The organism is Rhizobium sp. rho-13.1 (assembly GCF_007000305.1).
Taxonomy (GTDB): domain Bacteria; phylum Pseudomonadota; class Alphaproteobacteria; order Rhizobiales; family Rhizobiaceae; genus Rhizobium; species Rhizobium rhododendri.
The window spans coordinates 56,513-70,534 of record NZ_SCFL01000003.1; the positions used below are offsets into that span (position 1 = coordinate 56,513).

The following is a 14,022-nucleotide window of genomic DNA, read 5'->3' on the forward strand; positions in this document are numbered from 1 at the left end:
AGGAGATACCGATGCCGAACACCCTTCCGGCCGATGGCGAAGCCATGGCCAAACCTCCCACGATCAACGACCTGCAGGCTGATCTTTCCAGGCTCCGCAGCCTGCTCGAAGTGGCTGATGACCTTGTCGGCGACATCACAGCCCACGGCATGAGCCAGGATATGAAACTGAGCCTGTACAAAGCTCAGAACGTCACCAGCGTTGCCATGGAGTTCGCCCAGAACCTCGATCTCAACTTTGATGCCTATATGGCTGGGAGGAACAAATGACTGACGAACTCTTGGCCACGCTCGACGCCTTCCATAAAGGCGTCGCAGAATTCAATTCGCGTGAACATGAAAGCGATGAGGACTCCGATCTTCACCGGGATCAAACGTTCGGGCCTCATCTGTGCAAGCTTGAGACCTGGGACAAGCCGGCCACGACCTATCGCTCAGCGATAGCAGCTCTCCGTTTTGCAAAGCAGGAAACCCAGTCCTTCGCGGGCGTCGAGACTATCGGCAGCATGCTGTCGGCAGCTCTCGGATATTTCGACAACCCGGCTCGACAAGCAGTTACCGATGCTGAGATGTCGATGGCCGACGGTTTAGACCTTTCATCGGTCAAAAGCCTCGGGTGGCTGGGCGTCTACGACGGGCTCACCTTGGCGATCGAAGCCATTCAAGGTGTGATGCGCCGGCCTCAGTGCGGCAACGGCAGGGTTCTAAATGCCTCGGGCGAATATTTGGACGCCATCGCCAATTTCCTGACCGCGGAACGTCGCCGCGCGATGGAAACGCTTCAGGCCAAGCCGGTCGACATGGCGAGCGACCCCGATCTAGTCCTGAAACTTCTTCTCCACTGGAAGGTCGACGAAGCGGACGGCGAATTCGATTCAATTATCGCCGCCGCGAAAGATGCCAAAGCCAATCAAGCGATATTTGACCAAAGGAGAAAATCGCGATGAAAAGCCACGCCACAAGACTTCGCGACGCCCTGGGTGCAGCCGATAGCTATCTGCACACTTTGGATATGATGGCAGACTGCTTGTTAAGCAAAGGCGACAGCGCAGATTATTGCGCTTTCATCCTGATCATCGAGAAGGCAAAGACAGAAACCCGCGACGCCCATATCGTCGTGGATGAGATGGAGGAACAAGGATGCTGACGGACCTCATCGCCCGATATTTCGCCGCCCAGCGCGCTTGGCTCGTTCTCTTCGATCAGGAGGACCCCAACGCGGGTTCGTCTCCAGAATGGGACGCATACGAACTCGCTGAAAACGCCGTCCTGTATTTTCCGTGCAAGACCCTCGATGAGGTTTGGGAGAAAGCTGCCTTCGTGCTTTCTGACCCCAACGCCTTCGACACAGTTCGCAACTGCATCCACACAGTCGGTGATGACAACAGCTACGTTCTTGCGCCTTTCCTCCGGTCGCTGCTTGGGGAGGCCGATGCCGACGGCATGAAGGCAAACGCCGATGCGAGCTAATCGGATGCTACAGGTGCCAATGGCAGCTCGCGAGGCAGTGTTCAGTTTCCGGCGGGCGATGATCGAACAGCGGATCGAGGAGCTGATAGCGCTGCTTGACCTCATCGACGGCGACGAGAACATGGAGCCGTATCTCGCGGACACCTTTCCCGACGCCGAAGACCGGGAACTGGACGACGAGCGCGAGCGCGATCCGGCGGAGGATGGCATAGGCGACGAGGGCGGCCTAGCCGAGCAAGCACCGGAGCGTTGGCACTTCGCCGAGTGATGCACTCCCCCCATTACTCCGTACTTTTGAATCAATAAAAGCGAAGTTTGAATCGAATATTAATCGTCCCAGTAGTTCTGCTTTGGCGCGGGCTCTCCCTCTGGATCGTAAAGTTCATCAGGCTCAGAAAATAATTTCCGCTCTTCCAAAGCTTCCTGCAAATTTTCGATCGAGGTGTTAAATTCTAGCTCCTCCAGTCGCGTTTGCGCCCAGGCGAGCATGCGTTGGTAGTCCGGTGGCAGGTGTTCTTTACTCGGAACCGTCGAGATGGTTTTTCGAAGGTTATCGACCTCTCGTCTAGCCTCGGCGATTTCCTGAAGGAATTCCAGGCGCTCGTCTTCGCGCTTCGCACGCAACCCAGCCAATTCTCGACGCTTCGCCATGTGGCGTCGATTACGCTCCTTTTCGGCCGACTTCTCCCGGTATGCTTTATTGTAGTCGAAATGGAATTGAACTCCCTCCACGATGGCATCGACGAGCCCTTCCAGCTTCTGATTTTTGCCATCGGACCATTTTTTCCTCGCGCCTTCAGCCCAATTCTGGATTTCAACTGAGAGGGTACCAAGGTAAAGATAGTCATATTCGGGCCAAAAACTTTCGAGACTGAAAAGCCATCCGCCCCGGGCAGCCTTTTGCGCTTTGCTTTTCCGCTCAAGCTCGCCGGGCGTTGGCACGTGTTTTTCGCGACGCCTTGCCTCCATTAATTCAACTCGAAGCACATCCTCACCTCGCGAAAGTTGAATTGAGTCGTCGGAAACGAGAACGCTGATTTTTTGCCTGTCGAGGTGTGCAACCAAAATGGTCAGGAACGAAATAACCCGGTCCATAGTAGAGACGTGTATTCGTATGCCGGCGGTGGATATCATGCCCCACTCATCCGCCTTTGAGTTCGTCAACTGTTTTTGGGCTTTTTTGATAGTGCCGTTCGACCTCGCTGGCGCTGATAGCTCTGTCGGCTCCGTCACAGCCGGCTTCGGGCCAGGTACGTCGGTTTGAGATGATGATGGATGAGGAACAGCTTCGACGTGCCGCTCGGTCGCTTGCTTTCTCGCTTCCTCAATGACTGACGCGATGAAAGGTGTCGGAGTCCTGGCCGACGTGTTGATGTACACGGTATGCAGATCAGTATTTTCGACAGAACGAAGCGGCGTCTTCTTTACCGGTTGGCCGGCCTCAAGCCTTGCCCAGTATCCCCTACCCGGGACGGGGACCAAGTGTCGCTCGCATATTTTAGCAAACCCCCGATCGGAAAGACCGAATTGATCTGCCAGCTTCCGCACTGGTGTGGACCAGACAAGCTGGTGAAGCTCTTCCCGACTCAGTTTTCTGCCTATGTCGTCCATCGATCCGTCCAGCACTCAACTTCATGCATGACGCCGAAGCCGACGCGCCGAGTCAAGATATCCTCTCTTGATTGAGGGTCGAGTGGAGCCAACGCCTAGCTCCTGAGGAGACCAACTTCGAGCGCGCTTTTCGAAGGCTCGAATGAACGCAAATGAAGCATTTTAGCGAGGGTTGCTGAACTCCAGTCCAAAGCCGCAGAGCGCGTTATCGTGGATCGCAAAGACCGATGAGTCGCGTTTGCGCTAAAGCAAATCAAAGCATTTCAAAGCGCCAATTTTTGATTCGATCGCCAGATGGAGTTGAGATTTATTTTACGTGGCAGTTCGCCCTAGACCGCGCGCCAAAGTGGGGATAAAAGTGGGGACAGAATTATTTCTCCATAAAGAACCAGTAGTTACAGTTAGTTAGGGAAGGGCTTCTTCGGACACCCTCTCCGCCAATTCCTGATTTGGATTCCGCCATCTTTAGCGGCTATCTGCGGTAGCTCGCATTATTTTCCAGTTTTTTTGCTGATGTGCTCACTAAAGAGATTGGCGTGTGTCACTCACAGGCCATTGCACGTTATCGCAATTTTCTGCCGATGCTCATGCGGCCGGGATTGATCCCCGGCCGCGATCGCAGTTCGCCTTAGTGCCTTGCAGGCTCAGTGCCCTGGATGGCGGAGAGGAGCCATTCGGTGCCGGGTTTGCGGGTGAAGGTCCAGAGTTCGGTGGATTCGCTCGGGTTGCGGTCGTCGCCGTCGACGAGCTTGCCGCTGTTGCGGTCGACCATGGCGTCGATGCTGGAATAGCGCATGGCGAGGGTCGCATAGTCGACACCATTTTCGCGCCATGCTTCGGATACGTCGCCCTGCAGCAATTTCACCTGCGATACAGTGTTGCGGACGCCGTTGGTGGCGTTTTCGCCAAGTTCTTCGGCCAGATAGGACATCGCTTCAGGCGTCGTCAGGGCGCGGATGGCGCCATAGTCCTCGGCGCCGTAGGCGGTCTGGATCTTGGTCAGCAGGGCCTCGAAGCGGCTGTAGTCGGTTGGCGACAGGCCGATTTCGTCGCTCGGCTTGGCCGAGGTCTTCGGCGCGGCGTTGCCGGAACCGTAGCCTGAAGCTGAGCCGCCCAAGGTCGGAATGCGGAAGGACGGCGTCATTGGCGACGGGCCGGCATAGGCGTTGCCTGCCGACGGTGAGGCTGCACCCTGCCGGCGATTGGCGAAGAAGCGCATCGCAAGCATAATCAGGCCGCCCACGATGGCGATCTGCAGAAGCATACCGAGGAAGCCGGCAGCACCGCCAAAGCCGTGGCCGAGGAACATGCCGAGCAGGCCGCCGATGGCAAGGCCGCCGAGCAGCGAGCGGCCGAAGCCACCGAACATTCCGCCGGTGCGGGGCGCGTTGACGCCAGGCTGCGGCTGAAATTGCGGCGAGGTCTGGGGTGTCATCGAGCGCTCGATCGGCGCGGCAGTGGTCGGGGCCGTGCTGGTGGCTGGCGGCGCCGTATAGGTGCGGGTGCCTCTGCTTCCGAAGCTCATGCCGCCGCCGGCGCGCCGGGCATCCGCATCACCGATGGTAGCAAAGACGCTGGCCGCTGAAACGACGGCGATAAGAGCGAATTTGGCGAAACGCGAGGCAGCGGACATTGCTTCTCCTATGAGGCACGGAACTGTGACGTTCCTCATATAGGGACTGCAGATCACAGTTTTAAGCTCTCCCGGCGATTCTCCTTGCGGGGATCTTTTTGTGACTTCCATCCCCACTGTCCCCTGCTGCGGGCCAGTCGGGATGGAAAGCCTTGCCCGTGTGGTCAGACGGCGCGACGCACCTCGACCGGCACCCCCTTATAGGCCGGAGTACCGGACTTCCGGTCGTAATGGCCAAGCGCGATGACGCTGTTCATTTCCGGGTAATAGCCGGCCACCGAGCCCTTGGGGATATCGTAGGTGACGACGGTAAAGCCACGCACCGTCTTGCCGGCCGACGGGCTTTCGTTCGGATAGGGGGCCGCGATAATATCGATCTTGTCGCCTTCCGTGAGGCCACGTGCGGAAAGGTCGTCCTTGTTCATGAAGACGACATCCCGCCTGCCGAACACACCGCGATAGCGGTCGTTCATGCCGTAGATGGTGGTGTTGTACTGGTCGTGGCTGCGCAGGGTCGTCAGCACCAGCACGCTATCGCTGGACAGGCGCGGATCCTCATCGACGCCGGGGGCAACGAGGAAGGTTGCCTTGCCGCTTTCGGTCTTCCATTGGCGATAGCTTGCTGGAATGTCGAGGCGAAAGCCGCCCTTGACGCGGACGCGGGCGTTGAAGTCGTGGAAATCCGGGAAGACAATCGCAATCTTGTCGCGGATGCGGTCGTAATTCTCGATCATGCCGTCCCAGTCTATGCCGTAGCGATCTCCGAGGGTCGCCTTTGCCATGCCGGCAACGACGGAGGGTTCGGAGCGCAGGTGCTCGCTTGGTGGATTGAGGAAGCCCCGTGAGGCGTGCACCATGGACATCGAGTCCTCGACGGTCACCGATTGCGGCCCGGATTTCTGGGTGTCGAGGTCGGTACGGCCGAAGACCGGCAGCAGGATCGAGGTCTTTGCCAAGAGCAGATGCGAGCGGTTGAGCTTGGTGGTGATGTGGACCGCCAGATCCAGCTTGCGCATGGCAGCGAAGGTGGCATCGGGATCGGGCATGGCGACGGCCAAGTTGCCGCCGAGGCAGATCAGCGCCTTCGACCTGCCGTCGCGGATTGCCTCGACGGCTTCGACGGCATTGTGCCCCTTGTCCATGGTCGGGCGGAAGCCGAAGGCACGCTCGATGCCGTCGATCAGCGGCTTGGTCGGGATCTCGGTAATACCGACGGTGCGGTCGCCCTGGACGTTGGAATGGCCGCGCAGCGGACAGATGCCGGCGCCCTCCTTGCCGATATTGCCGCGCAGCATCAGGAAGTTGGCGAGTTGCTGGACATTGGCGGTGCCGTTGGCGTGCTGGGTTATGCCCATGCCGTAGCAGAGGATGACCTTTTTGGCATTGAGGTAGACATCGACCGCGCTCTCGAGCGCTGCCCGCGTCAGGCCGGAGCTCTCGAGGATGGTGTCCCAGCTGGTGGCGTCGATATCGGCTTTCAGAGCTTCCAGGCCAACGGTGTGGGTCTCGATGAATTCGCGATCCAGCACGCCCGTTCCGCCGGCGGCGAGGTCTGCGGCATCGCGCTCGAAGATCGATTTCATCAGGCCCTTCAGGGCAGCCAGGTCGCCGCCGGTGCGGACCTGGTGATAGGCGGAGGCGATCGGCGTCGAGGAGAAGGTCGCCATCTCTACCGGGCTTTGTGGCGATGCGAATTTCTCCAGCGCCCGCTCCTTCAGCGGATTGAAGACGATGATCGGTACGCCACGACGGGCTGCCTCATGCAGCGTTCCCATCATGCGGGGGTGGTTGGTGCCGGGATTGTGGCCAAAACTGAAGATCGCGTCGCAGTGGTCGAAATCCTCCAGCGTCACCGTTCCCTTGCCGACGCCGATCGATTTCGGCAGTCCGACGCTGGTCGCCTCATGGCACATGTTCGAGCAGTCGGGGAAATTGTTGGTGCCGTAGGCGCGCACAAAGAGCTGGAACAGGAAGGCAGCCTCGTTCGAGGCGCGGCCCGAGGTGTAGAATTCGGCCATGTGCGGATCAGGCAGCTTGTTCAGTTCGGCGCCGATCAGGCGGTAGGCTTCGTCCCATTCAATCGGCACATAGCGGTCGCTGTCGCGGTCGTAGACCAGCGGATGGGTCAGCCGGCCGGCGCCTTCCAGCTTGTGGTCCGTCCAGTGCCAGAGATCGCTTACGCTGTTGTCGGCAAAGAAGCTGGGACCGACGCGCTTTGCCGTCGATTCCCAAGTGATGGCCTTGGCGCCGTTTTCGCAGAATTCGAACGAGGAGGTGTGTTTCGGGTCCGGCCAGGCGCAACCCGGACAATCGAAGCCATCGGGCTGATTGGCTTTCAGCAACGTCGTCGTGCCTTGCGCCACAACCTGCTGCTGGGAGAGCGTCTTGGCGACGGCGCGTAATGCGCCCCAGCCGCCGGCCGGCGCGTCGTAGGTTTCGATGCCTTCGGGACGCTTCTTGCTCACGGTGCTTCCTCTTCCTCGTCGATGGTTCTACAGGCGATCTCCGCCGTATTCGAAGCATTATAGTTGAGCTCTGACGAAGGACCAGTCACGAAGCGGCGACCGCGCACCCGCAACCGACGTATTTCTTGTGCCGGATAGTAACAATAATCGCGGTTACTCGGGGCTTCAAACGGTCATGGCGTTGAATTTTGCCGGCCGTAGTGCCACTATGGGTTAAATGATTTGCAGCGAATGAGGAAAGCCGGATTTGGCCACGGGCAAGGTGAAATGGTTCAACGTAACCAAGGGCTATGGTTTTATCACGCCGGACGATGGCAGCGCTGATGTCTTCCTGCATTTGCGGAAAATCGAGGAAGCCAAGTTGCCGCCCCTCGAACCCGGCACATCCCTGGAATACACATTGGGCGACAAGAACGGCAAGGTCTTCGCCGAGAACCTGGTGATGATCGCGCCGCCTGCTCCTGTTGCCAAGGTCGAGGCTCCCGTGCAGCAGAAACGCAGCCCTACCCCTGTTGTTGTTCAGGAAATCGATGCCGACGCGGAATTCGAGCGCGAATGGGGTCTGCGGCGATTCTGATCGAATTTCCGAAGGCCAGGGCGCGTCCACCGGAAGTCCCCGAAGAGGACCAGGGTTCAGTCCCAACGCCCCGGATGCTGGCGTGGACGCGCAATGCAACGCTCTCCCGTCTCGAGCGGCGGATGATGACGGAAAAAGAGCTTTCCGAAGCTATCGTCAAAAAAGCCAAGGCGAAATTCGAAGACATCACAGGCGACCAACTGCGTGCAATTTCCGCTGCGGCAGTCGCGTTGGCCTATGAACAGAAGGCGCTGGATGACGGCGCCTATGCCCGCCAGAAGACGGATGCTGCCGTGCGCAACGGCAAGTCGAAGCGGTTCATTGCGCAGACGCTCTCAGCAAAGGGTGTGGATACGGACGTCGCTGCTTCGGCACTCAAGGATACCGACGATCTCTATGCGGCTGTGGTCTTTGCCAGAAAGCGCGCCTTCGGCCCGTACCGGCGGGGAGAGGCCGACGACAAGCGCAAGGCCAAGGAGCTATCGGCGTTCGCCCGTAACGGGTTCGGCTTCACGATCGGCAATGCGGTCTTCGAGATGAGTGCAGACGAAGCCGACGCCATCCTGGCAGGCTGACGGCGTCGCTTCGGACATCTGCTTATTCCTCTTCGCCGGCGCCGGCAGCGTCTTCATCCAGCAGGTTCTGCGCCAGTTCGCTGATGGCGACTTCTGCCTCTTCAAGCGACCAGCCGACGGCCTCGGCGCTTTTCGCCAGGGCCGCCAATGCAGGAGACATGGTGCCGCCGGCAGCGGCGACCACCGTGTTGGACTGGACGCCGGCGATTTCCATGAACGCCTTTTCCAAAGCCTCCTGGCAGTCGATATCCCTGTCGCGATATTTTCCTTCGCGTTGCGGCTTGGCGAGCGGGTTCATCTGGTCTCCGATCCTGTCTGTGCAAGCGCCGATTTAGGCTTCGGGCAGCCTCTATGCAAGGGTGTCTCTCGCGGCTGCGGCTTTGATGCGCGGTTCCGGTCGGCGGGCCGGCGCCGGCAGTCATCAACGCCAGCGGAAGATTACCGGGTTGATTTTTCTGGATACGACCCATCTGCAAGGCTAATGCCAGGGAACGCGGCGTCCCATCCGACGTTGCTGGCAGACATAGCGAGGCTTTCTTATTGATACGTTTCCCCAGATTATCCGACCTCTCCCGAAATCGCATTCTACAGACAGCGGCAGCGGCCTGCTTCTTCATGGCGCCCGCAACTGCATTTGCTGAAGAGGGCGCCAAGGGAGGCGCGTCGGAAAGTCTGTTCCTGATCCAGATCGTCATCCTCGTGGTCGTCGGCCGCCTGCTCGGCGAGGCCATGGTGAGGATCGGCCAGCCATCGATCATGGGGCAGATCATCGGTGGCATCATTCTCGGCCCTTCGATCCTCGGCCAGATCTGGCCAGATGCCCAGGCGCATATCTTCCCGACGTCTCCCGAACAGAAGAGTATGACGGATGCCGTGGCGCAGCTCGGTATCCTGTTCCTGCTGCTGCTGGCCGGTATGGAAACCGATCTCGGGCTCGCCAAGCGGCTGCGGCGGGCAGCCCTCGGCGTGTCGCTGACCGGTATTGCCGTGCCGTTTGCCGCCGGTTTCGCGCTGGGGCAGCTTATCCCCGCAGAGTTCCTCCCGGATGCCAGCAAGCGGCTGGTGACGTCGCTGTTTCTCGGTACTGCGCTATCGATCTCGTCGGTAAAGATCGTCGCCTCCGTCGTTCGCGAGATGGACTTCATGCGCCGGAACATCGGTCAACTGATCGTCGCCTCGGCGATCATTGACGATACGGTCGGCTGGGTGATCATTGCCGTGACCTTCAGCCTGGCGGAAAAGGGTGCCGTCGACCTGCCGACGCTCGCCAAGGCGGTCATCGGCACGCTGGCCTTCATGGCCTTCAGCTTTACCATCGGCCGAAAACTGGTGTTCGAGATCATCCGCTTCACCAATGACCGGTTCCGCAGCGACCTGCCTGTGCTGAGTGCGATCATTGCCATCATGGGCGGCATGGCGATCATCACCAATGCTATCGGCGTCCACACGGTACTTGGCGCTTTCGTGGCCGGTATCCTGGTCGGCGAATCGCCGATACTGACGCGCCAGATCGACGAGCAGCTGCGGGCGCTGACGACGGCGTTGTTCATGCCTGTGTTTTTCGGGCTTACCGGCCTGCATACCGACCTCAGCGTGCTCGGCGATCCCTCGACGCTGATGCTCGCCGTCGGACTGATCGTCATTGCCAGCCTCGGCAAGTTCGGTGGTGCCTTTGCCGGCGCCAAGATCGGCAAGTTTTCGAATGCCGAAGCGCTGGCGCTCGGCTGCGGCATGAACGCGCGCGGCTCGACGGAAGTGATCGTCGCCACTATCGGTCTCTCCGTCGGCGTCCTCGACGAGCGACTGTTCTCGGTCATCGTCGCCATGGCCGTGGTGACGACCATGGCAATGCCGCCGACGCTGCGCTGGGCACTGGCGCGTCTGCCGATGCGCGACGAGGAGCGCGAGCGGCTGAAACAGGAGGAATTCGAGGAGCGCAGCTTCCTGCAGAAATTTGAACGGATCCTGCTGGCGATCGACGTTTCCGCGAGCAGCCATCTGGCCGCGCGCATTGCCGGCCATTTCGCTGCGGTGCGCAAGACACCGGTGACGGTGCTCGACATCATCGGCGAGGAGGCTCCGGCGGCAAAGCCGGAAGCTGCCGGCGATAGCGATCCGAAGGCAGCCGTCGCCCGGGCCGAGGAGGGGGCAGAGCGCGTCAAGGCTGCGGCCGACGACGCGGTGGCAACGACCACCGATCCGCACCAGCCGGAAACTACCGACATCCATATCACTACGAAAATCAAGGATGCCAACCTGCGCAAGATCCTCGGCGAGGGTGCGGAGAAGGGCCACGACCTGTTGTTCATCGGAGTCGAGCCGACGGTCGATACTGCCGGTGGCTTCCACGAGCAACTGTCGGTCATGACATCGGCCTTCAGGGGAACGACGGCGATCGTGTCCTCGCGGGGCGAACTGCCGGTCGACAAGAATTTGCGCATCCTGGTGCCGATCAGCGGCACGGAACGTTCGACGCGCGCCGCCGAGCTTGCTTTCGTCATTGCAAAGGCGACGGAGTGCCAGATTTCGGTGCTTTATATCCGCGAACCGCAGCAGATCCGCTCGCTGCCGCGCGTCAGTGACGCCAGCAATGCCCATGTGGCCGCGTTCAAGAAGATCGACGAGATCGCTCTCTACAACGGGGTCAAGGTCCGCAAGATCGTTCAGGAAGGGGCCGCGCCCGAGCTGTCGATCCTTCGCCATGCGCGCAAGGGCGATTACAACCTCATCGTGCTCGGTGTCAGCCGCAGGGCAGGGGAGCGGCTTTCCTACGGCGCAATTGCCGATACCCTGCTGGAAGCTGCGGACCGGTCCTTCGTGTTTTTCGAAACCGAGTAAGGCGGGTCCGCGGATTCGATTGGGAACCTAATGATTTCGTCGACGTTTGAAGCCCATTCTTCACAATCTCAGGAATGTCACGTTGGACAACAACCCGCACGCTCCGACCAGCCGCGCCGCGAGGCCTGAAGACGCAGTCGAGGACGACGCAGACACGAAGGCCGCAGACGATACAGAGCAGCAGGATGAGGAGAAGAAACCCTCTGTCCTCCGCCGCCATCCGTTCATCGTGCTGCTGGTGATCGTCGCCATCATCCTTTTGGCTATCGGCAGCTACGTTTATTGGCTCATCTACGTGCATCCCTACGAGACGACGGACGACGCCTTTGTAGACGCGCGCAGCTTTTCAGTCGCCGCCAAGGTCTCGGGCTATGTCTCCGAAGTGCCGGTCACCGATAACCAGCACGTCAACGCCGGCGATGTCATCCTGAAGATCGACCCGCGAGACTACCAGATTGCTCTCGATCAGGCGAAAAGCCAGATCGACGTGTCGAATGCTGCGATTGCCAGCGCCGATGCGCAGATTGCCGCCAGCGCGGCATCGATCGACCAGCAGAAGGCGCAGCTTGCGTCGGCAGCGGCAGCCCTGCAATTTGCCAGGGACGAGGCCACCCGGCAGGACCAGCTGCTGAAATCAGGCGCCGGCTCGCAGCAGACCCAGCAGCAGGCAACATCGACCCTGCGCCAGAACGAGGCCAACCTTGCCCAGGCGCAGGCAAGCGTCACCTCTGCGGTCAAGAACAAGGTCGCATCCGAGGCACAGCGCGCCAGCGCCGTCGCCGACCTCCATCAGGCCGAGGCTCAGGTCGAGACAGCCGAGCAAAACCTCAAATATACGACGATCTCGGCTGCTCAGCCCGGCCGCGTCGTCCGTCTCAGCGGCTCAAAAGGCCAATATGTCCAGGCGGCACAGGCCGTCGCCATGTTCGTGCCGGACGAAATCTGGGTCACGGCCAATTTCAAGGAGACCCAGCTTACCGACATGCGTCCGGGCCAGCCGGTGGATGTCACGATCGATGCCTATCCGGATCACGTGCTCAAAGGCAAGGTAGCCTCAGTACAGCCCGGCTCGGGCACCGCCTTCTCGTTGCTGCCGGCTGAAAACGCCACCGGAAACTACGTCAAGGTGACGCAGCGCGTACCGGTCAAGATCCTCGTCGACAGCTGGCCGGCGGATGTCTCGATCGGCCCCGGAATGTCGGTCATTCCGGTCGTCACCGTTCGGCCGAGGCACTGACGGTGAGCGCCGCTACTACCGCCGGCGGAGCGGCTGAGAAGTCTTCACCGGTCGTCAATCCGTGGCTGATTGCGATGGTGGTGTCGCTCGCCACCTTCATGGAGGTGCTGGACACGACGATCGCCAACGTAGCGCTGCGCTACATCTCGGGCGGCCTTGCGGTCAGCTCCGATGAGGCATCCTGGGTGGTGACGACCTATCTGGTGTCGAATGCCATCGTGCTGGTGGCCAGCAGCTTTATCGCCAAGCGCTACGGACGCCGGCGCTTCTATCTCGCCTGCCTCGCCGTCTTTACAATCTCCTCCATTCTGTGCGGACTGGCGTGGAATCTCGAATCGCTGCTGCTCTTCCGCATGATCCAGGGTTTTGCAGGAGGCGGCATGGTGCCGATTTCGCAGTCGATCCTGGCTGACTCCTTTCCGCCGGCCAAGCGCGGGCAGGCCTTTGCGCTGTTCGGCGTGGCTGTCGTTGTTGCCCCGGTCGTTGGCCCGACGCTGGGGGGATACCTGTCTGATAATTTTTCCTGGCACTGGTGCTTCCTGATCAACGGTCCCGTCGGCGTGCTGGCTCTCGCCCTGGTCTATATGCTGGTGAAGGAGCCCGAAAAGCTCCGCAAGGAGCGGGCCGAGATGCGAAAGAAAGGTATCCGCTTCGATATTATCGGCTTCCTTCTCGTGGCCACCTTCCTCGGCGCTCTCGAAATGGTGCTCGACCGCGGCCAGACGGAAGACTGGTTCGATTCGAACTTCATCGTCGTCACCACGTCTCTTTGCGCAACCGCGCTTCTGGCGGCTATTCCGTGGCTGCTGACAAAGCGAAATCCGGTGATCGACGTCGGACTGCTGGCCAGCCGGCAATTCGGCTCCTGCTTCATCGTCATGTTGGCGACCGGCGCCATCCTCATTGCCACGACCCAGTTCATTCCGCAGGTGCTGCAGGAGAACTTCGGCTATACCGCCACCTGGGCCGGGCTTGCCCTGTCGCCCGGCGGCGTGGTTACGATGATGATGATGTTCGTCTGCGGCCGTCTGGCGACTAAGGTCCAGCCGCGATACCTGATCGCCATCGGCGGCGGCATCATCGCTTTTGCCATGTGGTATATGACGAGGCTCTACGCCGATCTCAACTTCGGTTTTTTCGTCTGGTCGCGTATGTATCTCGGGCTCGGTTTGCCACTGATCTTCATCCCGATCACATCGGCCTCATACGACGGGTTGCGACCAGATCAGACGGACCAGGCGTCCGCGCTCATCAATGCAGCCCGCAATACCGGTGGTTCCATCGGCGTATCGATCGCCTCCAATGTCCTTGCGCATCGGGAGCAATTCCATCAGAGCCGGCTGATCGAGGGGGTGGTCCCCTCGGATCCCGGCTATACCAGCACGCTGCAGTCGGTCACCCAGTATTTTGTTGACCGGGGCTCCAGCATGGTGGATGCGCAATCGCGGGCGCTAGCCTGGATCAGCACGCAGGTTCAGAACCAGGCGAGTTATCTCGCCTATATCGACGTCTTCCATACGTTGATGGTGATTTCACTCTGTGTCATTCCGCTGGCGCTGATCCTGCGCAAGATCGACCTGACCGGCGGGGCGCCGGCCGGCGGCCATTGATTATCGA

Annotated in this window: 13 protein-coding genes and 1 pseudogene; 10 read left to right on the forward strand and 4 right to left on the reverse strand. The window is 60.0% G+C overall.

What is annotated here, in order from left to right; genetic code table 11:
- Positions 1-11: 11 nt before the first annotated feature.
- Genes EQW76_RS11540 through EQW76_RS11560 form a run of 5 tightly spaced genes read left to right on the forward strand, consistent with a single transcriptional unit; the run spans position 12 to position 1,737 of the window.
- Complete coding sequence (locus tag EQW76_RS11540) at positions 12-269, forward strand: hypothetical protein (RefSeq protein WP_142824548.1); 258 nt, start codon at positions 12-14, stop codon at positions 267-269.
- On the forward strand, positions 266-946 hold the full coding sequence (locus EQW76_RS11545) for a hypothetical protein (protein ID WP_142824549.1): 681 nt from the start codon (positions 266-268) through the stop codon (positions 944-946). The genes EQW76_RS11540 and EQW76_RS11545 overlap by 4 nt, the downstream gene beginning before the upstream one ends.
- Positions 943-1,146 (forward strand): hypothetical protein, encoded by a 204-nt coding sequence (locus EQW76_RS11550; RefSeq protein WP_142824550.1) that lies wholly within the window; start codon positions 943-945, stop codon positions 1,144-1,146. The genes EQW76_RS11545 and EQW76_RS11550 overlap by 4 nt, the downstream gene beginning before the upstream one ends.
- Complete coding sequence (locus EQW76_RS11555) at positions 1,140-1,469, forward strand: hypothetical protein (RefSeq protein ID WP_142824551.1); 330 nt, start codon at positions 1,140-1,142, stop codon at positions 1,467-1,469. Before EQW76_RS11550 ends, EQW76_RS11555 begins: the two co-directional genes overlap by 7 nt.
- Before the next feature lie 19 nt (positions 1,470-1,488).
- On the forward strand, positions 1,489-1,737 hold the full coding sequence (locus EQW76_RS11560) for a hypothetical protein (protein ID WP_244616963.1): 249 nt from the start codon (positions 1,489-1,491) through the stop codon (positions 1,735-1,737).
- Positions 1,738-1,796: 59 nt separating this feature from the next.
- Here EQW76_RS11560 and EQW76_RS11565 read toward each other — a convergent pair whose 3' ends face one another.
- The 3 genes from EQW76_RS11565 to EQW76_RS11575 all read right to left on the reverse strand — a co-directional run bounded on the left by EQW76_RS11565 (position 1,797) and on the right by EQW76_RS11575 (position 7,178).
- Positions 1,797-3,080: a hypothetical protein gene (locus EQW76_RS11565; protein ID WP_142824552.1), complete on the reverse strand. Its 1,284-nt coding sequence runs from the start codon at positions 3,078-3,080 to the stop codon at positions 1,797-1,799.
- A gap of 628 nt (positions 3,081-3,708) precedes the next feature.
- Positions 3,709-4,713, reverse strand: a complete 1,005-nt coding sequence (locus tag EQW76_RS11570; protein WP_142824553.1) for a Tim44 domain-containing protein — start codon at positions 4,711-4,713, stop codon at positions 3,709-3,711.
- Between the two features lie 164 nt (positions 4,714-4,877).
- Positions 4,878-7,178: an FdhF/YdeP family oxidoreductase gene (locus EQW76_RS11575; RefSeq protein ID WP_142824554.1), complete on the reverse strand. Its 2,301-nt coding sequence runs from the start codon at positions 7,176-7,178 to the stop codon at positions 4,878-4,880.
- Between the two features lie 247 nt (positions 7,179-7,425).
- Between EQW76_RS11575 and EQW76_RS29675 the strand changes: the two are divergent.
- Both EQW76_RS29675 and EQW76_RS11585 read left to right on the forward strand, forming a co-directional pair.
- Positions 7,426-7,617 (forward strand): annotated as a pseudogene (locus tag EQW76_RS29675) (cold shock domain-containing protein); the annotation flags it as partial.
- A gap of 212 nt (positions 7,618-7,829) precedes the next feature.
- The gene (locus EQW76_RS11585; RefSeq protein WP_224127913.1) at positions 7,830-8,330 is read left to right on the forward strand and encodes a regulatory protein RecX; all 501 of its coding nucleotides are present in this window, start codon (positions 7,830-7,832) and stop codon (positions 8,328-8,330) included.
- A 22-nt stretch (positions 8,331-8,352) separates the two neighbouring features.
- Here EQW76_RS11585 and EQW76_RS11590 read toward each other — a convergent pair whose 3' ends face one another.
- Complete coding sequence (locus EQW76_RS11590) at positions 8,353-8,628, reverse strand: hypothetical protein (RefSeq protein WP_142824557.1); 276 nt, start codon at positions 8,626-8,628, stop codon at positions 8,353-8,355.
- Between the two features lie 317 nt (positions 8,629-8,945).
- On the opposite strand from EQW76_RS11590, the gene EQW76_RS11595 reads away from it, so the two are divergent.
- From EQW76_RS11595 to EQW76_RS11605, 3 genes are all read left to right on the forward strand, one after another.
- On the forward strand, positions 8,946-11,168 hold the full coding sequence (locus EQW76_RS11595; RefSeq protein WP_142824558.1) for a cation:proton antiporter: 2,223 nt from the start codon (positions 8,946-8,948) through the stop codon (positions 11,166-11,168).
- 82 nt (positions 11,169-11,250) lie between these two features.
- Positions 11,251-12,405 carry an HlyD family secretion protein gene (locus EQW76_RS11600; protein WP_224127850.1) on the forward strand — a complete coding sequence of 385 codons (1,155 nt, stop codon included), beginning with the start codon at positions 11,251-11,253 and terminating at the stop codon, positions 12,403-12,405.
- Positions 12,406-12,407: 2 nt separating this feature from the next.
- Complete coding sequence (locus EQW76_RS11605) at positions 12,408-14,015, forward strand: DHA2 family efflux MFS transporter permease subunit (RefSeq protein ID WP_224127853.1); 1,608 nt, start codon at positions 12,408-12,410, stop codon at positions 14,013-14,015.
- Positions 14,016-14,022: the final 7 nt, after the last annotated feature.